16 protein-coding genes are annotated in these 20,419 nt (G+C 42.8%); all 16 read right to left on the bottom strand.

All coding sequences use genetic code 11. From position 1 onward, the window contains the following. The 16 genes from ACZ41C_RS10400 to ACZ41C_RS10325 all read right to left on the bottom strand — a co-directional run bounded on the left by ACZ41C_RS10400 (window position 1) and on the right by ACZ41C_RS10325 (window position 20,346). Window positions 1-726, bottom strand: coding sequence for an SCO family protein (locus ACZ41C_RS10400; RefSeq protein WP_464561221.1), 726 nt, complete (start codon window positions 724-726; stop codon window positions 1-3). Next, window positions 726-1,358: a hypothetical protein gene (locus ACZ41C_RS10395; RefSeq protein ID WP_138258756.1), complete on the bottom strand. Its 633-nt coding sequence runs from the start codon at window positions 1,356-1,358 to the stop codon at window positions 726-728. The genes ACZ41C_RS10400 and ACZ41C_RS10395 overlap by 1 nt, the downstream gene beginning before the upstream one ends. Before the next feature lie 301 nt (window positions 1,359-1,659). Then, window positions 1,660-2,043 carry a cytochrome C oxidase subunit IV family protein gene (locus ACZ41C_RS10390; protein WP_154917149.1) on the bottom strand — a complete coding sequence of 128 codons (384 nt, stop codon included), beginning with the start codon at window positions 2,041-2,043 and terminating at the stop codon, window positions 1,660-1,662. A gap of 30 nt (window positions 2,044-2,073) precedes the next feature. Then, the gene (locus tag ACZ41C_RS10385; protein ID WP_138258758.1) at window positions 2,074-3,048 is read right to left on the bottom strand and encodes a cytochrome c oxidase subunit 3; all 975 of its coding nucleotides are present in this window, start codon (window positions 3,046-3,048) and stop codon (window positions 2,074-2,076) included. 99 nt (window positions 3,049-3,147) lie between these two features. Next, complete coding sequence (locus ACZ41C_RS10380) at window positions 3,148-3,729, bottom strand: cytochrome c oxidase subunit 3 (RefSeq protein WP_464561218.1); 582 nt, start codon at window positions 3,727-3,729, stop codon at window positions 3,148-3,150. A gap of 6 nt (window positions 3,730-3,735) precedes the next feature. Then, window positions 3,736-4,635, bottom strand: coding sequence for a heme o synthase (cyoE, locus tag ACZ41C_RS10375; RefSeq protein ID WP_464561216.1), 900 nt, complete (start codon window positions 4,633-4,635; stop codon window positions 3,736-3,738). 173 nt (window positions 4,636-4,808) lie between these two features. Continuing rightward, on the bottom strand, window positions 4,809-5,513 hold the full coding sequence (locus tag ACZ41C_RS10370; RefSeq protein WP_138258761.1) for an energy transducer TonB: 705 nt from the start codon (window positions 5,511-5,513) through the stop codon (window positions 4,809-4,811). A gap of 62 nt (window positions 5,514-5,575) precedes the next feature. Further along, on the bottom strand, window positions 5,576-5,932 hold the full coding sequence (locus ACZ41C_RS10365; RefSeq protein WP_262710140.1) for a VanZ family protein: 357 nt from the start codon (window positions 5,930-5,932) through the stop codon (window positions 5,576-5,578). Window positions 5,933-5,966: 34 nt separating this feature from the next. After that, window positions 5,967-6,347: a glycine cleavage system protein GcvH gene (gcvH, locus tag ACZ41C_RS10360; RefSeq protein WP_138258763.1), complete on the bottom strand. Its 381-nt coding sequence runs from the start codon at window positions 6,345-6,347 to the stop codon at window positions 5,967-5,969. Window positions 6,348-6,435: 88 nt separating this feature from the next. Then, entirely contained in the window at window positions 6,436-13,653 is a 7,218-nt protein-coding gene (gene sov / locus ACZ41C_RS10355) for a T9SS outer membrane translocon Sov/SprA (protein WP_464561214.1), read from the bottom strand. Between the two features lie 5 nt (window positions 13,654-13,658). Beyond that, a complete protein-coding gene (gene ruvA, locus ACZ41C_RS10350; protein WP_138258765.1) occupies window positions 13,659-14,240 on the bottom strand; it encodes a Holliday junction branch migration protein RuvA in 582 nt (193 codons plus the stop codon). A gap of 67 nt (window positions 14,241-14,307) precedes the next feature. After that, entirely contained in the window at window positions 14,308-16,602 is a 2,295-nt protein-coding gene (locus ACZ41C_RS10345; protein WP_138258766.1) for an NADP-dependent malic enzyme, read from the bottom strand. A 103-nt stretch (window positions 16,603-16,705) separates the two neighbouring features. Beyond that, entirely contained in the window at window positions 16,706-18,025 is a 1,320-nt protein-coding gene (locus ACZ41C_RS10340; protein WP_138258767.1) for an MFS transporter, read from the bottom strand. 172 nt (window positions 18,026-18,197) lie between these two features. Continuing rightward, complete coding sequence (queG, locus tag ACZ41C_RS10335; RefSeq protein WP_464561211.1) at window positions 18,198-19,124, bottom strand: tRNA epoxyqueuosine(34) reductase QueG; 927 nt, start codon at window positions 19,122-19,124, stop codon at window positions 18,198-18,200. Between the two features lie 38 nt (window positions 19,125-19,162). After that, the gene (locus tag ACZ41C_RS10330; protein ID WP_138258769.1) at window positions 19,163-19,744 is read right to left on the bottom strand and encodes a c-type cytochrome; all 582 of its coding nucleotides are present in this window, start codon (window positions 19,742-19,744) and stop codon (window positions 19,163-19,165) included. Window positions 19,745-19,779: 35 nt separating this feature from the next. Further along, window positions 19,780-20,346, bottom strand: coding sequence for a hypothetical protein (locus ACZ41C_RS10325; protein ID WP_138258770.1), 567 nt, complete (start codon window positions 20,344-20,346; stop codon window positions 19,780-19,782). Window positions 20,347-20,419: the final 73 nt, after the last annotated feature.

Genomic DNA, 20,419 nt, shown 5'->3' with positions numbered 1-20,419 from the left:
TTACTCCTCCAATAATCGTTTTATGTCCTCCTTCAAAATACTCATCTGTTCCTTTTCTCCTTCGCTATTTTCCCCCATGGCTTCAGTAATTGCACCACGGTAATACACAATAGGGTTTCCAAAGGCATCTTTTCTGGAGCGTATATATCCCTCCTTATCGATTAGTGCGAACAACCCGGAATGTTCAAATCCACCTGGGGCATCGGGCATTTCAGCTGCAAAGATATTGAATCCGCTATTGGCCAAGTCATAAATCGCTTCCTTGTTTCCGGTCATTAAATGCCAATCCATATGGGTAATGCCATACTTTTCGGCATATTCCTTTAATACCTGTGGCGTATCGAAATCTGGGGTGATACTAAACGAGGCTATACCAAAGTTTTCATTTTGCTGAAATTCATTCTGTAATACGACCAAGTTTTTGGTCATAATTGGACAGATACTGGGACATCTTGTGAAAAAGAAGTCGACAACGAATACCTTTCCCAAATAGTCCTTATCGGTTATTACCAAACTATCCTGATTTATAAATTGAAAGGAAGGCACCTTACGCTTTTCACCGTTCAATAATACATACCCTAAGGTTCCCTCTGCCGAAGCGGTATTCATGCGATCATTTTCCACCACATCGCCTGATTTTAATCTATTGACAATTTTAGGGATAAATATTATCCCGAATATCAGTATGATAAGCGAAACCCAAACGTAGGTATATTTTTTGTTCATTAGTTTTTTCCCTGTAGGTTGTTTTCCTTTCTGGCCATCCTGTATTCCGCCAAGATAATCTTTACATCATCGACCATCTTATTGTTCAAATCGGCAACAGAAGCGGTGTTATACCCATATTTAAAGCCCTCGTCCTCATCATTGTTCCTTCCTCTCAGATGTAACTGCTTGTCCACTATAAACACAAATGGAGAACTAAGATCGCTTTCAAGTTTTTTATCCGTTCCCAAACTTTCGAATAAACGTGTAATGTCTTGATCGTCCAAAAAAGCGAAATTCCACTTATCAGTTTCATCCAAGTTGGACAGCTCCTTTTTTAAATTTGAAACCGCTACTTCGGTTCCTTTAGGGACAACCATTAAAAACTGAAAATCATCGAACTCATGGAAACGTTTATAAATTTTCTGGTTCAAATTGAAGGCATTACCCTTTCTACCCTCAACATTTTTACCTAAAAAGCCCAATACGGAGATTTTTTCCGAAAACATGGGATTTCCACTATTTAGCGGGATTTCCATGATACCCTCCTTAAGTGATGGCAACCTACCAAAATTGGTGACCCCGCTGGCAAAGAACAAATAGGCCACGATGGGTAAAACGAACAACACAACAAGAACAAAAGTCTTTTTCATGCAACCGATATAAACAGATCTTATGTTAGGTGAACCATTGGTTAAACCCAAAATATGCAATAGAAAATCTATTACGGCTTCAAACTACTTCAAACACACGCTGTTTTAGCTGTTTTTTAATTTAACCATAGCGATGCTATGCTAAAATTAAGAAAACACCTCTGTTTATTGTATTTTGAACACTCATGACGATGTCCTAATGCATAATTTGGGTAAAACCCATTTTGAAAACAATACAAAAATAAAAAAGACGGTTGGCAAACCGTCTTTCAATTTTGTTAATTAAATTCTAAGGCAATCGTTAGAAGTTCCATTTTACAAATCCATCCTTGTACACATCGAACACATAATTCCCCTCTACCAATAAAATGAAAGCCAGATAAAGGACCAAAAAAACGGGTGTCCAAACAATGGCTCTTCTCAAAGCACTTTTTTCGTCTCTTAGGTGCATAAAATCCCAAGAGATGTAATAAGCTTTTACCAAGGTCAGGATGATAAAAATCCAGTTTAACAATTTCATACCAAGTACGTAGGTGTCGGTTAAAAACTCAGGTTTGAAAATACCCAAAACAACTTCTACCGCAGTCACAAGAGTAAGAAATGCCAAAACGCCCCAAATTTTCTGGGTATTGGACTTAAACTTCCATAACCCCCTAAAAATCTCTAATTTATGTTCGTGTGCCATAATATCTATCTAAACTTAACCTGAAAATTTTTAAACCAAATAAAAGAAGGTAAATACGAATACCCAAACCAAATCTACAAAGTGCCAATACAGACCAACTTTTTCTACCATTTCATAGTGTCCCCTTCTTTCATAGGTTCCCAAAATGACATTGAAGAAAATGATAAGGTTAATAACTACGCCAGAGAATACGTGAAAGCCATGAAAGCCCGTAATGAAGAAAAAGAAATCGGCAAAGAGACGGCTACCGTATTCGTTGTGAATCAAATTGGCACCTTCTACAACTTGGGAGGCATCGGCCAATTTTGAAAGGGATTCCTGTCGGCTTAAAACAACTTTCTCACCTTCTTCATTAATTGTTTCCGTTTTAATCGCCAAACCGGGATTCGCCTTAAATCCTTCAATTACTTCATTTACAGTGAAACTTGGCATAGTCCCTTCTCCATAGAACCAGATACCATTACTTTCCTCATGGGCGACACGCTCGCTTGCAATACTTTTGGCGAAATCGGCCAAAGCAACCCTTTTTCCCGTTTCGGCGTCCACAAACTGTAAAATTCGGCCACCCTTGGTCTCAATAGCACCATAATCCCCTTTTATAAAGGTCGCCCATTCCCAAGCTTGTGAACCTACGAATATGGCACCTCCAATAATCGTTGCGAACATATACCATATAACCGCATTTTTCTTCATTCTATGACCTGCATCCACGGCCAAAACCATGGTTACGGAAGACATGATCAAAATAAAGGTCATGAAGGCAACATAAATCATTGGGTAATTACCATGGAAAAAAGGAACGTGCGTAAATACTTCGTCCGCAATGGGCCAGGTTTCCATAAACTTAAAGCGGGAAAAACCATATGCCGCCAAAAAACCAGAAAAAGTAAGCGCATCCGAAACCAGAAAGAACCACATCATCAACTTCCCGTAGCTAGCGCCCAAAGGCCTATTGCCACCTCCCCACACGCTTTCTTTAATTTCCGTAGTAACTGTCGTATCCATAGATTTATAAATCGTTTTAATAAAACATTGGCAAATTTACATTTTTTTCAGCTATATAAAAGCTTGAATCAGATTCAAAACCAATTTTGTTTCAAAATATTATTTTACGAAGATCATAAACAACAAAAGGTAAATCCATAGCAGGTCCAAAAAGTGCCAAAAAGTGGCACCCAAGGTAATTCCCAAATATTCATCTTTTGAATATTTCCCTTTGTATTGATTGTACAAAACCACCAAAAGGGAAATAAGGCCCGCCACTACATGGACAATATGCACCATGGCTATTAGAAACACATAGGACATCTTAATGTTACTTGTGGGCCCCGTAAAATAATAGCCCTCGGCCACCATCCGGGAAAACCCATAGAACTGCATAATTATAAAAGCGATACCTAAGGCCAACGTTGCCAATAGCCAAGTGGTGCCCCTTTTACCATTACCTTGCTTTACCGCATTTTTTGCAAATATATAGGTGACACTACTGGTGATGATTATGGACGTACTTACATAAAAAGCCGAAGGAAGATGGAGGCTGCTCACCCAATCTTCTCGGGAGCTACTAACAATATACGCACTGGTCCATCCAGCAAAACCCATCAACAGGCTCACCATCCCGAACCAAAGAATCATCTTTTTGGAACGGTCCCTTTTTTCCTTTTCAGTACCCGTGGTCAAATCCATATCAGACTAAATAAATTTATCGATTACATATATTATTTGCATTAGTGTAATATAGCTTACACTTGCCAACATTAGTTTTCTAGCGGTTGCCGTATCCCTTTTGATATACAGCCTAAACGCAAAAAACAACATTACCCCGCCCATAAGAAATATGAGTATTGCAGCCGGAATGGAAAGGGACAGTCTTCCTGTAATCCCAAATACGGGGATTACGGATATGACCATCATCCATACGGTATACATGATAATCTGTAATGCCGTACCCGCATCCTTTTTACCTGTAGGCAACATTTTAAAACCCCCTTTTTTGTAATCATCGTGCAACATCCAGCCTAAGGCCCAAAAATGGGGAAATTGCCAAAAAAACTGAATCATGAACAAGGTTCCCGGCTCGATTCCAAATTCGTTCGTAGCGGCGACCCAACCCAACATAAAAGGAATGGCGCCCGGCAAGGCTCCTACAAAAACAGCCAAAGGCGTTTTGGTCTTTAGAGGGGTATATACACTTGTGTACAGGAAAATAGAAATAGCCCCGAACATGGCCGTTTTAGGATTGAGAAGGTATAGAGTTACGATTCCCAACAGGGTAAGTGCAACTGCAATGGTCATCGCCATAGAAACCGACACTCTTCCCGCTGGTATGGGCCTGTTCCTAGTCCGTTTCATCAAGGCATCCAAATCCCTTTCAATGACCTGATTAAAAGCATTGCTCGCCCCTACCATGCAATATCCTCCAAAGGCCAATAAGAAAATAGCGCTAATGGTTACTTCGTAGGCACCTAAAAAATAACCGGCAACAGAGGAAAACACTACACTAACCGCCAGTCTTACTTTGGTAATCTCCTTAAAGTCAGCAAAAATCACTGCCAGTGTATTGTCTTTTGCCATACGGACCGCGGTCTTCATCCTTACACAAAAATTGGAATGCAAAGATACTCTGACAATCATTGTCCTGCAAACCCTGATATGGATTTTAAGGAAAACTTAGAACTGTATCAAATACTGATTGAAAGATTTGATTCAATCCCAAAAAAAAGGTCCGAACTAAGTTCGGACCTAAAAATGATTTTTATATCTTGTTATTGTAACTTAAAGTTAATAGGAATACTAAAAGGTACACGAACCGCTCTACCTCGCTGCTTACCGGGAGTCATTTTAGGTAATTTACCTATGATTCTAGCAGCCTCTGCCTCCAAATTTTTATCCGGCCCACGCATTCTAATATTACCAATACTTCCATCCTTTTGGATTGTAAACATTACGCTTACCCTACCTTGTATACCCATTTCCTGGGCAATTTCTGGATAACGGAAGTTTTTACTGATGTGTTTCTGGATCATTGAGTTGAAACAGGCCCTCTTGTCGCTTTCATTTTCACAACCTGGGAAAATAGGTACATCTTCAATTACAGCGAAAGGAACGTCCACATCTTCCACTTCTTCCTCTACCACTACATCCTCCACTTCAATGATTTCCTCTTCCTGACTGGTTTCAGTAGACTCGATAACGGTTTCCTCAACTTCTTCCTCATCTTCCACAACTTCAATGATTTCAGGAGCCGCTGGTGGCGGTGGCGGTGGCGGTGTCTTGATTTGCTCAGTCATCGGGACTTCCTCATCCAACAAATCATCCACATTCATGGAGATGTCATAATTATTTACTTCGTCGTACGTTTTCCATTCAAATGCTACATAAGTAAGTAACATAACAGCGAAAAGACCTATAACAAAGTATAAGCTGCTGTTTTTAGTCAAATCCGCCTTTGGATTCTTTTTAGGTTCCATATCTCATCATTTTAGTGTTTGCTAATTTAATTAATTAATCCTTAAAGATGCAATTAAAATTTTCATTTTAACGACCCACCTTTATAAATAAGGCCTTTTGTAAGCATCAATCCTACAATCGCCCCCATGGAATTGGCCAAAGCATCCATGATATCTCCTTGTCTGTTTACGGTAAGGGTATACTGTAACACCTCAATAATCATGCCGTAGATAATAGTAAAAGAAAGCACTCCCCACAGTACGGTCCATAATTTCAACTTTGGCAAAAATTGGTCCTTTACCGCGAAAAATGCTGTCAGGAACATGACCAAATAAAATACAAAATGGACTAGCTTATCAAGATGGGGAATCCTAAGGGCGAAGGATCCCATTTTCATGCCTTCAAAAGAAAATAAGCTGGAAAAAGTGACGAACACCATCCAGCTTATAAAAAGTACTTTATAAAAGAGCTTCTTAAGCACCAATCACTTCCTTATACTCGGTATCACTTAAAAGTGACTCTATTTCTGAGCTATCTGAAAATTTTATTTTCACCATCCAACCCGCTCCGTAGGGGTCTTTGTTTACGACTTCGGGTTCATCTTCCAACGCTGTATTGAATTCAATGATTTCTCCGGACAAGGGAGAAAAAAGATCAGATACAGTTTTTACTGCCTCAACGGTTCCAAAAATAGCTTCTTTATCCAAAGTCTCATCCAAGGTATCCACTTCTACATAAACAATGTCCCCCAATTCTCCCTGGGCAAAATCCGTGATGCCCACCGTAGCAACATCGCCTTCGATTCTAACCCATTCGTGGTCCTTGGTATACTTTAATTCTGCGGGTATATTCATAATCCTAATTTTTGATAGGGCACAAATGTAAATGATTCCCTAAAGGAATTCAAAAAAATAATTTCAGTTACTAAATATCTCGGTTTGCCTAGTTGCCAAAGTTATACCGCAATGTAAACCCGGCATTCACAGTAGTCTGCGGGAAGGCCGTAGAAACGGCAAATTGTGAGAAGTTGTGATCGTAAAAGAACAAAACGTTCAATTGTTTGCTTAACGCGTAGTCCGCTCCAAATTTAATGGACAATAAATTCTGACCAGATGTAATCTGGTTGTTGTCAATATCCAAATTCCGAATAATCGTAATATTGTCCCTAAGGCTAACATCGGCCTTTAAGTTCAAATCACCTTTTAGACGGGTCTTGTTCCCTCCTATGTTGGTCACAAATTGCACATCCTTAATCCTATAGCCCAAACCTACGGTGTATTCCTGACCGTTTATTTCCGTCATCAGGTTGTTATCAAAACTCAAGGAGAGCGTACGGTCCGTACGGACTTCCGCCAATACACTAACGGAATTCTGCATTTCAAAATCCAGTCGCACCAAGGGATTGAACTGATCGGTGAGAACCACATTGTTCAGAATCAAATCTGGAAGCACATCCTGATTTTCAGTGTCAATTGCGGGAATACCATCATTTATCAATTGCTCCTTCTCCAAATTGGTCTGGAAGGAATTGATACTGTACGAGGCCCTATACCCATGCTGGATGGAAAAACGCTTGAACTTTTTCTTGAACCACTTGTTCTGCATGAGTCCCGTATACTTAACGTTCCAATTGGGAATGGGAATCTGCCTAAAAACATCCAGGTTAACCCTGTTCACATCCTGACCTGTATAGGCCGCAAAGAAGGCCGGCAACAATACATCCTGTTGGGTCTTTCCGTACCGCTGTGGGAATCCATCCTCGTCCAGAGTGCCAGGATTCTCACCCCGATCCGATACCAACCGATTCGCAATGGTAAGCCTGTTTTCCTTGAACTGTTCAAATGTGGCCGAATCAAACTCATCACTCTTGCCAAAGGCTGTGCCTATCATCATGGTAGAAATACTAAAACTGCCCAATTGGTTCTGGAGTCCGGTCCTATTGTCCAACAAGGCTTCCAAATCATAATTCTCCTGTATGCTACTGGAGTACTGCCTATCGGCTACCAAATCGATGGTGATATCCCTAGTAGGCTGGGCCGTGGCCGTAATGTTCAATTGCTTGTTGGTCCTGCGGATGAATTGATCATTAAAATCCGAGAAAGCGGTCAACCAACCATTTCTGGCGGCCTCGTAACGTACATCCGACTGGCTACCCAAAACAAAACCGAGCGTAGGTCTGGTAGTCCCTATAAAACCGATTGACTGGGTATAACCGGGAAGCACGGTTCCATTGTTCTCGTTGTAGTTGATGTTCAAACGTTTTACCATCGTAACTACATCCACCACCGTATTGAACAAGCCACTCGTTTTTGGCTTTACCTTTTCCTCTACCTTTTCTGCTTGGTCCAGGATACCTGGACGGGGAGGTGCACCTCTTTGGGCCGTTGGGGCCTCCCGCTTCTTCAGGCCGATGAGATCATAGAACTTCTGCATGGTCAAGGAAGCGGTCAATGCGTGGGTGTTGGCATTCTGAACCGTATTGATACGGGCATTGGGATCATTTAATGCTTCCTGTGCAACCTCAGCAAGGGCGTCCCCGCCACGTTGCCAATCAAAATTACTGGTGTAGCTGTACTGCGCATTGATAAAGTCCAAAGCCGGTATTTTGGCAAAGGGCACTTCATAGTTCAACTGTATCTGCTGCGAATGTCTATTTGGCTCGCCCAAATCAAAAAAGCCGTCCCATAGTTCAAGGGTCTTGTCTATTTCAGACCGTGGATTCCCATCTTCTTCAAAATAATTACGGACGATGTTATTGTTCGATGCCGTCATATTGAAACGCAGGGACTTGGTTAGGTTGTAATTGACCGCGTACTGCCAATTGAAAAGGTAGTTCCGTTGTTGTAACTCCGGTAATGGTAATCTATCCACGCCTTCTTCCCGTACGTCCCTAAATCGCTGGGCGTTGAACTGTCTATTGATATTGGAATTCACCGAAAAACTTGCCGGTAGCAGGTTCAAGTTCAAATCCTTTAACCATTTCCAGTACTTGCCCGTAAACAGGGAATCCTTTTTGGCAAAGGGAGCTACCTCCACCGGGTCGAAACTATGGTTATAGACAAAACCGGCATTAACGGATTGATCCCTAAGTTCCGCAATTTCAAAATCCCGATGCTCCGTTTCGTTGTAGGAGTAATTAAAGGTAAAGTTCTCCACATCGTAGAAATTGGCATCGGCCTCTTCACCTCGATCTTTTCGAACCCCTATAAAGTTGATGCTGGTCCGCTTGGTATAGTCCTCGGCCTGCTCACGTATTTCATCCGCCGTTTGCTGGTCTGGTGCTGCATCGATTAAATCGTTCAACTTTAAGTCATCATAGACCGGGTCGAATTCCGGAGTAATCAACTGCTCCGATATTCCATAATTAAAGGGTAATTGTATGCCCCATTTCTTGGGCAATAATTGGCCCACGTTTACATTGGTCACCACATCATAACTTGTGGCGTCCTCCCGGGCCCTTTCGTTCGGCATTTGGTCAATGGACCCAAACCCTGAGGTACTTTTACTGCCCGTTGCCGTGACGTTCGCAAAATCTGCCATGTTCGCATCTACAGCGGCTATAGCGGCCCAACCACCATTGTTGTCCAATCCGGCCAAACGAAGTTCGTTGAACCAAACTTCTCCCCTTGCCGGTAAAATATCCTGGTTTTTGATACCTACCATCATACTACGGATACTACCCAAGGACGGATTTCCCTTAATTCCGATACGCAAGCTACCCGGTGCCCTGTCATCAAACTCGTTTACGGGAACGACTTCCCCGTTTTCCACCTCAAAATAGCGCACCTCGCTCAAATCGCCCCCTTGTATCCAAACCGACTTCACCTTGTTCAAATCGCTCAAGGCAATATTCATTTCGTTGACATCCGGCCATATTTCACTCTCCGAAGCCGCTGTAAACGGAGTAAACTGCAACGGTAGTTCTATTTGGTAATAATTTTGGGTAAAGTCCGTACCAATACGTAAGAAACCTACTAGAGGTGTGGAACTGTCCGCATAATCGCTATCCACGATCTTCTCCGCGTGCATGAACATTTTAATCTTTTGATACTGACGGATGTCGACGTTCAAATTTTTGAACACTCCCCTGGAATCTCGAGGTTCCAATCCTTCCACGACCAACGATAAAGACTGCTCGTTCTGCCTGATGATGGTATTGTTGTTGTTCAATTGCTCCCTGGCAACACCTGGAGGCAATACATAGGGAATAGGAATCCTTCCGCTGTTTTCCTCTATATTTACGGTGTTAACCTCCAAGGTGGTCCCATCGTCCGCGGGATTATCATCGACCAGCGGATCTTGCAATGTCTTTAAGTATGTTCTCCAATCCCCACGTACCAAATCCAGCGTCGCAAACCGAAGTACGGTTGGTCCCGTGAATCCTGTCATATACATACGCATGAAACTGATCGACCTGAAATCCGTTATACCGCCTACGGCATCGGTAAAATCGGTCAGCGGTATTTTATACTGGATCCATCTTCTGTTCAATTGTGTTCCGTTGGGAAGTTCAGGGGTAATGCCTTCTTTGATATCGGTTACATATTTATCATCGATGGTCGTTCCCGGTTTGATTTGTATACGGTATTCATAATAACTATTAACCGTATTCATGGTCAAATCCCGGTCCACATCCTCTACATCGGGCAATGTGGTAGACCCCCTATTGGTATTGGTGACTTGTACGGGCGAGTTTCCATCGGGGTTATTAAAATCCAGATACCGCTCCAAAATACCGCCCTCCCGGTTCAAATAGTACTGATAGTTGTCCAAGGCCGGATCCGGTCCTGGATTGGCATCGTAAATGGCGGCTTCGGCTTCATCGTTCAACCCATCAAATCCCAAATCCTGTAAGGTCCTGTTCGTTTCGCTCGCATCAAAGGCATACACCAAGGATTGGGTTGCGGGCACCTCGCCCCAACTAGTAGGCGCTACAAAATCATTACTTTCCACACCGGGTAATCCATTTTCATATTGTTTTTTGCCGTCCCGTAAAATGTCTTCGGATATATTTCCCAAGTTCAACACCAACTCCCCGGGACTTGTTGCCTCCCCGTCCACATACGGGTCCAACACCCAGAACTGCACGAATTCCACATTGGCCTGTTCAAAGTTGGTACTGCTCAAGGAACGCATAATACCCCCCCATTTTTGATCCGCTTGGGTACCCTGAAAGTCCGGATTGTTATTATACGGGCCTTTTTGATTAGGATAATAGGCCATATCCAAAGTTCCCTGAACCGTAGTCTGTCCTTGGGCTATGTCTATTTGAGGAAAAACCTCATCTATGAATACCCTACGCGTAGGATTGGTAGAAATATCGTTATCCGTAATGGCGGAAGGTCTTTGGTTCGTATAAAAAATAGGGTCGATGGTATACCAAGCCATTTTAGCTCGGCCGTAGCCGTTTTCAAGGTTTGCCGGATCTTCCGGTGAAGTTCCTATCAACTGCCCGCCGGGCACAAATTCCAAAGGGGTACTGGCCAAGGTCCACCCCAAGGAACCCCGGATATCGATCAAGGCTTGGGCCCCTTCAAAATCATCAAGGTAGGTGGTGGTTTCCCCTTGGAAATCCGCATTCTTGGGCGAATTGGGCTTTAACCATGCCACTTCTGCCCTAACCGATACATTGGAAGGCACATCAGTATCGATGTTGGGTAATTTGTTCGCCATTCTGGTCAACCAAGGTACTTCGGTCGAAAAATTACCATTAAGCCCAAAAATGGTATTGTTTACAGGTTCTATTCCAAAATTCGACTTTTGGGTCAGGGGACGTTCATTCAAATTCAATAATGTTCCCCCCAGTACAAAGTTTTTGTTGAACTGATGTTCCAAATTGACCCCTGTGAAACGTCTTGTCTGCTGGCCAAATACCGCATTGTTCTCTACCGATATATTGATGGGCACATTGGAAGCTTCCAGACTTGGATCTAAGATCTGCACGGTTCCTGCCTGATAGTTCACCGTATAATCGATTCCTTCCTGTAATTGCCTACCGCCGGCCGTAACCGTCACGGAACCTCGGGGCACGTTGAAGGCACCAATGGGAATACCGTTGTTCCCCTCGGATTTGTATCTACCCTTTAACAAGAACTTGTTTTTCTCGGGATCCTGTAGCGCTGCCGCCTTGGTGGATTCGTACATATCCCTGAAGACATATTTCTCCTGATTGTCATTATAGGAACCAGCATTTTCGTAATCTCCCGTACCGCTGTCCAAGGTTTCGAACAGGTACTCCCCAAAAGGTTCCACCTTGGTAAAAATGATTCGGCCTCCTTGAATATCCACCGTTATACCTGGATAGAAATCAAAAAATCCGTCCCCGCCAGGCTGTACGTCATTATAGACATTCAATCTGTCCAAATTGAACACGTCCAAAAGGATGCGGTCTTCCAGACCTTCCGGCCAACCAGACCCTGGCCCTTGTACCACTGGAGTAATATAGTTCCTTGGTGTAGGATCGGAATACAGGATATTCATCTTAAAATCATCCTCGCTCAACCGAAATGCTCCCGTGGCATAAATATTCTTCATCATCAAATCCCAAATAGGATCGCTGACATTGGTAATATTACTTTTCAAAAGTTTTAACACCAAGGTATTGTTCTCAATTATGGGCGTAGCCCCACCTGAAATGGTGGTCGCATCCACGCCTCCGTTAGCAAATTCACCTACCTGATAAACGTTACCGTCAAAGGTGTATTGATAGGCGACTGCCAACACCTCATCGTTGCTCAACCGTTGGTTCAAGGAAATGTATCCCAATTGGGTGTTGAAATCATAATCCCGTCCCTGCTCCAGTTTGCGGGCATTTTCCAAAATAGCGTAATCAAACCCTTGATTGGCCTGATAGCCCGCCACAACCGAATTAAAGCCTTGCTCGACCGTGGCTATTTCCCGAATATTGTCGTTCAACGCGCCTCCACCTGTTGTGATCAAAGTAGGGTCATAGGCATTTGCCCCATTTCTAGGTAGACCGTTCAAAGAGGATGTAAAAAATCCGCTGGATGCGTCCCCTGCAATCAATCCTATTCTAGTCTTTTCCTCATCGGTTGCATCAGAAAGTGGGTCTCCAAACCTAGTTTCCCCCAAATCCTGCAACGCTACCACATTACGTACGTTCAATGTTTGCTGACTCCTGTTGGTGACCCAAACTTCCAAACGGGTAATCTGTATCTTGCTCTGGATAAAGGGATACTTTTCCAAAGCCCTGTCATAGTTATCCCGAAAGTACTGCGCCAAGAAGAAGTGCCTGTCCTCGTCATAATCCAAAGCGGTTAAGGAAAACTCATTGATGGTACCACCGCCTTGGGCCACTACAGTATTGTTCTGGGAGCGCTGTTCTGAAAAAACGGCGGTGACCGTTGTTTTACCAAACTGTAATTGCGTCTTTACCCCAAAAAGACTTTGTGCCCCTTGTATTAAGGAGCTGTTCAAAGGCATGTTGACGTTACCTACTTCTATTTTTCTTAAAATATCATCCTCGGTTGGGGTATAGTCCAACTTTACGATATTCTGGAAATCGAAAGTTGCCTCTGTATCATAATTGGCATTTACCTGTAAACGCTCCCCAATCTTGCCTAACATACTTAGACTGATGCGCTGATCAAAATCAAAGGACAGGTTTGTCCTATTACGAGGCGATAGGGAGGGGTTATCATTTTTTTGCCATATGACACCCAAATCCATGGCAACGGAACCTTGCGGGATTACCTCAATCGTATTCCCGCCAAAAACCGATTGAAAAAAATCATTGTTGATGTAAAAGTTGGGCAAAAGGTTTCTTCGGGCTTCCTCGCTTCCGGCCTTCTTACCGGAATACGCATCGGATTTTTCCTTGAAATAACTTTTGATTCCTTGTTTCCGGACAAGTTCATAGTATTCATCAGGGGTAAGGATTATAGGGTAGCCAATATTGAAATCGCCGATACTTTCATTGTAGATATATCGGTCCAAATTTGGATCATAAATATATTTGGAAACGATACTGTCTGGATTCTCCAATACGATTCTTCCCAGATCGTAGCCTGTCTTTACCGAATCCAATTCCTGTTCATCCGTTTCCTGGGCCATGGAACGTTCCACAAAGCCAATGAATACAATGAATAGGAAAATACCCTTAAAAGAATTTTTAAGTTGTTTAAATGCCCCTTGTTTCAAACTTGCTATAAATTTTTCAGCGCCAGTTTTATAATGTTCTCTACGCTTAAAGAGGGGTCTTGGGAAATAACCTTATCTACTACCTTTTCAGCCTGTCTTCTAGCAAAACCCAGAACCTCTAAAGCAGATAACGCTTCATCCTTATTTGTATTGTTTGGAGTTAAGGAAACTTCATCTATATCGTAGACTTTTAAAATCTTGTCGCGCAGGTCCAGAATGACACGTTGCGCAGTCTTGGCACCGATGCCCTTTATGGCCTGGATAGCCGGCACGTTCCCATTGGCTATTGCATCCCTGATTTCGACGGGTGACATTGAGGATAACATAGTTCTGGCCGTACTAGATCCTATCCCAGAAACGGATAACAACAACCTGAAAATTTCCCGTTCCGATTTTTCCGAAAAACCGAAAAGGGTATGGGAATCCTCTTTGACCTGAAGATGGGTATAAATATTCACCAATTCGGCATCCGGCAATTTTGAAAAAGTATGCAAGGATATGTTTACGAAATAGCCCACCCCGTTACATTCAACAATTATATGGGTAGGGTTCTTTTCTATTAATTTCCCCTTTAAATGGTGAATCATTTATTTTGGTTGTTGGTTGTTATCCGCTGAAAATTATATCCTCAGAGACCAAGTAATTATTAAACCTTTATTTTGTTATTTTAGCCTGTTTTCTTTTTTCCCTCTCTTGGGCATCAATGACCGCAACGGCCGTCATGTTCACTATTTCCTCAACACTTGCACCTAATTGCATTATGTGTACAGATTTTCGTAATCCCACCATAATGGGGCCGATGGAATCTGCCTTGTTCAATTCCTTCAGCATCTTATAGGTTATATTGGCCGATTCAAGATTTGGAAAGACCAAAGTATTTACCTTTCTGCCCGCCAGTTTGGAGAAAGGGAACTTACTTTCATGAAGCTCCTTGTTCAATGCGAAATCCATTTGTATTTCACCATCGACCACTAAATCTTGATTACTTTGATGTAGAATTCGTACCGCCTCACGCACCTTTATGGCGTTTTGATGTGGCGAAGAACCAAAGTTTGCATAGCTCAAAAGTGCGATTACGGGATCAAACCCAAAGGTAGTGGCCACATTGGCGGTCATTTGCGTAATATCGGCCAACTCTTCCGCATTTGGGTCGATATTTATTGAAGTATCCGCCAAAAAAAGCGGTCCTCTTTCCGTAATCATAATGTTTACTGTGGCAACCCTCTTAACACCAGTCGCCCTACCAATTACCTCCAAAATAGGTTTCACTACGGTAGGATAGGCCCTGGAATATCCTGAAATCATACCATCCGCATCCCCTTCCAGTACCATCATGGCGCCAAAATAATTCCGCTCCCTCATTTTTATTTTAGCGCTATACAAGGTAGTGCCTTTCCTTTTTCTACTTTCCCAATACTTTGTGGCATATCTAATATGCCGCTCGTCAAATTCGTCGGATAAAGGATCTACAATTGGAATATCGGCATCAAATTCCAGTTCCTTCTTCAACTCCAAAATAATATCCTTTCTACCAAGTAGAATTGGTTCCGCGATACCTTCTTCATATACGATCTGTGCCGCTTTTAGGACATCCAAATGATCCGCTTCGGCAAAAACGATTTTTTTGGGATTTGATCGTGCCCTGCTGTGCAACAAACGAACCACTTTGTTATCGTTTCCTGAACGCAGCATCAATTCTTCCCTGTACTTGTCCCAATCCTCAATGGGTGCCCTGGCCACACCACTATCCATAGCGGCCTTGGCCACGGCCGGTGGTATCTCGTGTATCAATCGTTGATCAAAAGGTTTTGGGATGATGTAGTCCCTTCCGAAGGTGAGTCGGGTTTCCCCATAGGCGATATTCACCTGTTCCGGTACGGGCTGTTTTGTGAGTCGGGCCAAGGCCTTTACGGCCGCCATCTTCATTTCTTCATTGATCCCAGTTGCCCGCACATCCAAAGCGCCCCTAAAAATAAACGGGAATCCCAGCACATTGTTCACCTGATTGGGGTGATCGGAACGGCCCGTGGCCATGATGATATCCTTTCGGGTCTTTATGGCCAGGTCATAGTTGATTTCCGGATTAGGATTGGCCATGGCAAATACAATGGGGTTGTCCGCCATGGAAAGTAGCATTTCCGGAGTTACAATATCTGCTATGGAAAGCCCGATAAATACATCGGCCCCAACCATCGCTTCCTCTAAAGTGTCTATTTTTCTATCCGTAGCGAATTCCTTCTTGGCTTCCGAAAGGTTTTCGGCATCCTTTCTAATAACCCCCTTGCTATCCAACATAACTATGTTCTCCGCCCTTGCCCCAAAGGCCTTGTAAAGCTTTGTACAGGATACGGCGGCCGCCCCTGCCCCACTGACCACGATGGTTACGTCTTCAATTTTTTTCTTTGCAAGTTCGAGGGCGTTCAGGAAAGCGGCCGCGGAAATTATGGCCGTGCCGTGCTGGTCATCGTGCATTACGGGGATATCGAGTTCCTCCTTTAACCTTCTCTCGATTTCAAAGGCTTCGGGAGCCTTAATATCTTCAAGGTTTATTCCCCCAAAAGTTGGGGCAATCATTTTTACGGTTTCGATGAACTTATCCACATCCTCCGTATCCACCTCGATATCGATTCCGTCTATATCGGCAAAAATCTTAAAGAGTAGTCCTTTACCTTCCATTACGGGCTTGGAGGCTTCCGGCCCAATATTGCCCAATCCCAAGACAGCGGTGCCGTTGGAAATAATGGCCACCAAATTTCCTTTTGAAGTGTATTTATAGACGTTCTCTTTGTTTTTAGCAATTTCGAGACAAGGCTCCGCTACTCCAGGGGAGTAGGCCAATGCAAGATCGCGCTGCGTACTATAGGGTTTTGTGGGTACTATTTTAATCTTACCGGGCTGTGGTTTGGCGTGATAGACCAATGCCTCCCTTCGTTGCTTTTCCTTGCTCATTTTCTGGGAATTTAAATAACAAATGTAAAGGTATTACAGAAAACCTGATGAAAAAGAGGCCTTTTTATCGAAAGTATTATAGATTAATAAATGAATCCCTAATTTATAAATCGACAAGGGTTTTTGCTTTCCCTACATTCAATCGCATAGCCAAGAAAGCTGCAATGATAAAAAAGGTACCTGCGAAAAGCATTGCGTTAATTGCCTCACCTCCCAATAGGTATTTATAAATTGGACCGAAAGTGAGCGTTTCTATACCCATAGGGATAACGATCATCATGTTTAAAATCCCCATATAGACTCCCCTTCTTTCCTGAGGCACTACCTTAGAAACCATTGTATAAGGTATGCCCATCATGGCCGCCCATCCAATTCCGAACAATACCATGGGCGCCAATACCAGTAACGGGTCATTAATAAACGGAATGGAAAACAGGGCAATGGCGGTTCCGACCAAACTATAGGCATATACCTTTTTGCCTCCAAATCTTAAAGTCAAGGGCACCAATCCCAGAGCTACCACCATGGTTACTATGTTGTAGGTAAGGCTCATTTGTGCCGACTGCGAAGCAGCTTCCGAAGTGGAATACCCCATAGTGCTTTTGAACAAGGGGGTAATATATTGCCAGTAAACAAATAAAGCATACCATTGGAACAGATAAACCGCCCCGAGTTTCCATAGGAAAACGGGCATGTTTTTTACCGCATCCTTTATTTCGGCAAAAGGTGTAGCAATACGGGCTGCCAAAGGTTTCTTCTTGGCGGAGTTTATCTCCTCCAGTTCTTCGTCCGATGGCGGTATTTCCGGAGTTTTCAATACCGACCATAAAATGGTGGTAATCGAAAGGATACCTCCAATGTAAAAGGAATAATACAGCCAAGTAGGAATGGAACCCGCTACTTCTACCGATTCATCCCCGAACAAATATTGAAAAAGAACGATGGACCCGTTCGCCAATAAAATACCTGCACCTACAAACAAACTTTGCATCTGATATCCAAGGCTGAACTGCTTTTCTGGAAGCTTGTCCCCTACAAAAGCCCTATAGGGCTCCATGGCCATGTTATTTCCCACATCCAAAATCCAAAGAAGGCCTACAGCAAACCAAAGAACCGGACTTGAAGGAAACATGAACAAACATATACTTCCAATGAGTGCGCCTATCAAAAAGTAAGGCTTTCGTCTTCCCCATCTTGGAGACCAGGTCTTATCTGACATGGCGCCAATTATTGGCTGAACCACCAATCCTGTTACCGGTCCTGCGATGTTCAATATCGGCAACATTTCTTCTGGCGCCCCCAAGTAGAGAAAGATGGGATTGATAGCGGTTTGTTGAAGGCCAAAACTGTATTGAATGCCTAAAAATCCCACATTCATATTAAATATCTGCCAGAAGCTAAGACTTGGTTTGGTTAGTTGCATACAATCTGATATTTGATTTTATAGAAAGTAATTACGGGATTGACAAAATACAACAATCCCTTTTTTTGAATCCTCATAAAAAGTCGTCTAGCAATATAGTATAATTAACGAAAAGTAAATATAAATAGAAGGATAATTAGAAATCAAAACCCAGCTATAACGTTGTAGTGGTTTAGGACTCTTTTTGTAGAAATTCAATGTTCCTTTTCAATCCAGAAAATTTGGTCCTTTTCACAGCCGATTTTTTGAACACTTTTTTAAAAACGTCTTCCGTTATCTCCTCCCAGTCCTTTTTGGTCATGGACAACAACTCCGGATGCGGATTGAACAAAGGTTCCTTATGTGGTCTTGAAAACCTATTCCATGGACATACATCCTGACAAACATCGCAGCCAAACATCCAATCGTCCATTTTAGCTTGGAACTCGGTCGGAATTTCATTTTTGAGTTCTATCGTAAGGTAGGAAATACATTTACTGCCGTCCACGACATAGGGTTCTATAATAGCTTGGGTGGGACAGGCATCGATACAGGCCGTACAGGTCCCGCAATGATCCGTAACAGGTGTGTCGTAATCCAATTCCAAATCGATAATAAGCTCTGCTATAAAATAAAAGGAACCGACCTCTTTCGTCAATAGGTTGCTGTTCTTCCCAATCCATCCCAAACCACTTTTTGCTGCCCACGCTTTGTCCAAAACCGGTGCTGAATCAACAAAGGCACGCCCTTTCACCTCACCGATTTCTTCGGATATAAAATCATGCAATTGCCTTAGTTTGCCTTTGATCACATGGTGATAATCCTCACCATATGCATATTTGGAAACCTTAAAGGTGTCTTTTTCTTGAGTTTCTTGTGGAAAGTAATTCAACAACAAGGATATCACTGACTTGGCCCCGTCCACCAGCAAGCGAGGGTCCAGTCGTTTATCGAAATGGTTTGCCATGTACCCCATTTCCCCGTGCATGTTTTTTTTCAACCAGCGCTCCAGTCTTGGGGCTTCCTGTTCAAGAAACTCTGCCCTGGATATACCACAAGACAAAAAACCGAGGCGCTTGGCTTCGGTTTTTATTCGCTGTGACAATATACTTCGGTTCATATTCCGAAGGTACATTAATTTTAATTTAAAATAGTTAATTAGGAAGTAGGCGGTATATAGACCGGCACAACATTTTCAATAGGTTTTAAAGATTTTAGATAGGCAAAAATCGCCTCGACATCCTCATCATTCATACTTCTGTAGGCCTCTACGGGCATTGGAGGCATAATTGGTCTAGAACCATCCAGTCCCTTATATTTTCCCTCTTTAATTGCCTTCTTGAATTGGTCTAATGTCCAGCTTCCTATACCTGTTTCATGAGGCGTAAGGTTACCGGCATAGCTGGTTCCCCAAGGTCCAACTGCAGCCGTTAAATCCCCTGCAAACAAAGCCCAAGGGCCTAAAGGAACATTTTCAGGGATTGGCGGTAAAGCTCCGGAACTGTCAAATCCCATCATGTAACGGTCCATGTCCGGCACAGGACCCATTTCAGTCATTTTCTTGGGCGTATGGCAATCTGCGCAGCCAATTATACTTACCAAATACTCACCTCGCTCTTCTAAATTCACCGTTTTAACGTTTGCTTCCTCTATTACTGCGACCTTCTTTTCCTTAGGCCGGTTGCACGAGGCCAATATCAATACCGAAAAGGTCATGATCGCGATTAATTTATTTTTCATCTTCTTTCTTTTTTGGTTGTTAAATCCGTATAGGCCTAATTATCGGAAGGGTCACTAAAAGGCACATTAGGGTTAAATTCTGCAAATACTCCATTGGGGTTCTCTTCAACGATCCAGGCGTGCAGTGTCCATGAACCTCCCGCCACATTGGGATTGTCATCCCAGTGATCCGCGTCTCCCACAAAACCTTCTGGAGGTGTAGGAGAAATAGCCTTTGGAACCGCGTACTCGACACCTACCAATTTTAGCTGACCTTGTTCATTGGGCACGTACAGGAGAATTTCTGGTTTTTCCATATCAAATTCACCATCGATAAGTCCTACATTGATATAATGGAAGCCCATGTTGGGAACATATATAGATGGATTAAATGGATAAGGATCGGCATAGCCTGCCTTTTTCGCCTGTTCAAAGCTGTGATAGCGCATGGTTGCTCTATTAACTTTTTTCAATTGGGATTCTAATGTTTCCTTCTTTGCTTTAACGGATACCAATTCAAGCTCGTTTTCTGTAGTAGTAGTCTCCTCTTTTGAACAGGAAGTAACTACTATGAGTAATAATAGACTTCCTAAACTTGCAATTGTGCCTTTTAATGTTTTCATAACGATACGATTTAAATGAAATATTATTTGTCCTTTGGGGAACAGTATCGCTAAGGTCAAAAGAAGCTACATA

This window comes from Maribacter sp. C-4077, assembly GCF_055378385.1.
The sequence above is the reverse complement of the archived record's forward strand: the minus strand, read 5'-3'. Positions and strand labels throughout refer to the sequence as shown.

What these genes read in the sequence shown, in the direction of transcription:
- ACZ41C_RS10400 (WP_464561221.1), bottom strand. Translation starts at nt 726, where the DNA reads ATGAACAAAAAATATACCTACGTTTGGGTTTCGCTTATCATACTGATA.
- ACZ41C_RS10395 (WP_138258756.1), bottom strand. Translation starts at nt 1,358, where the DNA reads ATGAAAAAGACTTTTGTTCTTGTTGTGTTGTTCGTTTTACCCATCGTG.
- ACZ41C_RS10390 (WP_154917149.1), bottom strand. Translation starts at nt 2,043, where the DNA reads ATGGCACACGAACATAAATTAGAGATTTTTAGGGGGTTATGGAAGTTT.
- ACZ41C_RS10385 (WP_138258758.1), bottom strand. Translation starts at nt 3,048, where the DNA reads ATGGATACGACAGTTACTACGGAAATTAAAGAAAGCGTGTGGGGAGGT.
- ACZ41C_RS10380 (WP_464561218.1), bottom strand. Translation starts at nt 3,729, where the DNA reads ATGGATTTGACCACGGGTACTGAAAAGGAAAAAAGGGACCGTTCCAAA.
- cyoE (WP_464561216.1), bottom strand. Translation starts at nt 4,635, where the DNA reads ATGAAGACCGCGGTCCGTATGGCAAAAGACAATACACTGGCAGTGATT.
- ACZ41C_RS10370 (WP_138258761.1), bottom strand. Translation starts at nt 5,513, where the DNA reads ATGGAACCTAAAAAGAATCCAAAGGCGGATTTGACTAAAAACAGCAGC.
- ACZ41C_RS10365 (WP_262710140.1), bottom strand. Translation starts at nt 5,932, where the DNA reads ATGGTGTTCGTCACTTTTTCCAGCTTATTTTCTTTTGAAGGCATGAAA.
- gcvH (WP_138258763.1), bottom strand. Translation starts at nt 6,347, where the DNA reads ATGAATATACCCGCAGAATTAAAGTATACCAAGGACCACGAATGGGTT.
- ruvA (WP_138258765.1), bottom strand. Translation starts at nt 14,240, where the DNA reads ATGATTCACCATTTAAAGGGGAAATTAATAGAAAAGAACCCTACCCAT.
- ACZ41C_RS10345 (WP_138258766.1), bottom strand. Translation starts at nt 16,602, where the DNA reads ATGAGCAAGGAAAAGCAACGAAGGGAGGCATTGGTCTATCACGCCAAA.
- ACZ41C_RS10340 (WP_138258767.1), bottom strand. Translation starts at nt 18,025, where the DNA reads ATGCAACTAACCAAACCAAGTCTTAGCTTCTGGCAGATATTTAATATG.
- queG (WP_464561211.1), bottom strand. Translation starts at nt 19,124, where the DNA reads ATGAACCGAAGTATATTGTCACAGCGAATAAAAACCGAAGCCAAGCGC.
- ACZ41C_RS10330 (WP_138258769.1), bottom strand. Translation starts at nt 19,744, where the DNA reads ATGAAAAATAAATTAATCGCGATCATGACCTTTTCGGTATTGATATTG.
- ACZ41C_RS10325 (WP_138258770.1), bottom strand. Translation starts at nt 20,346, where the DNA reads ATGAAAACATTAAAAGGCACAATTGCAAGTTTAGGAAGTCTATTATTA.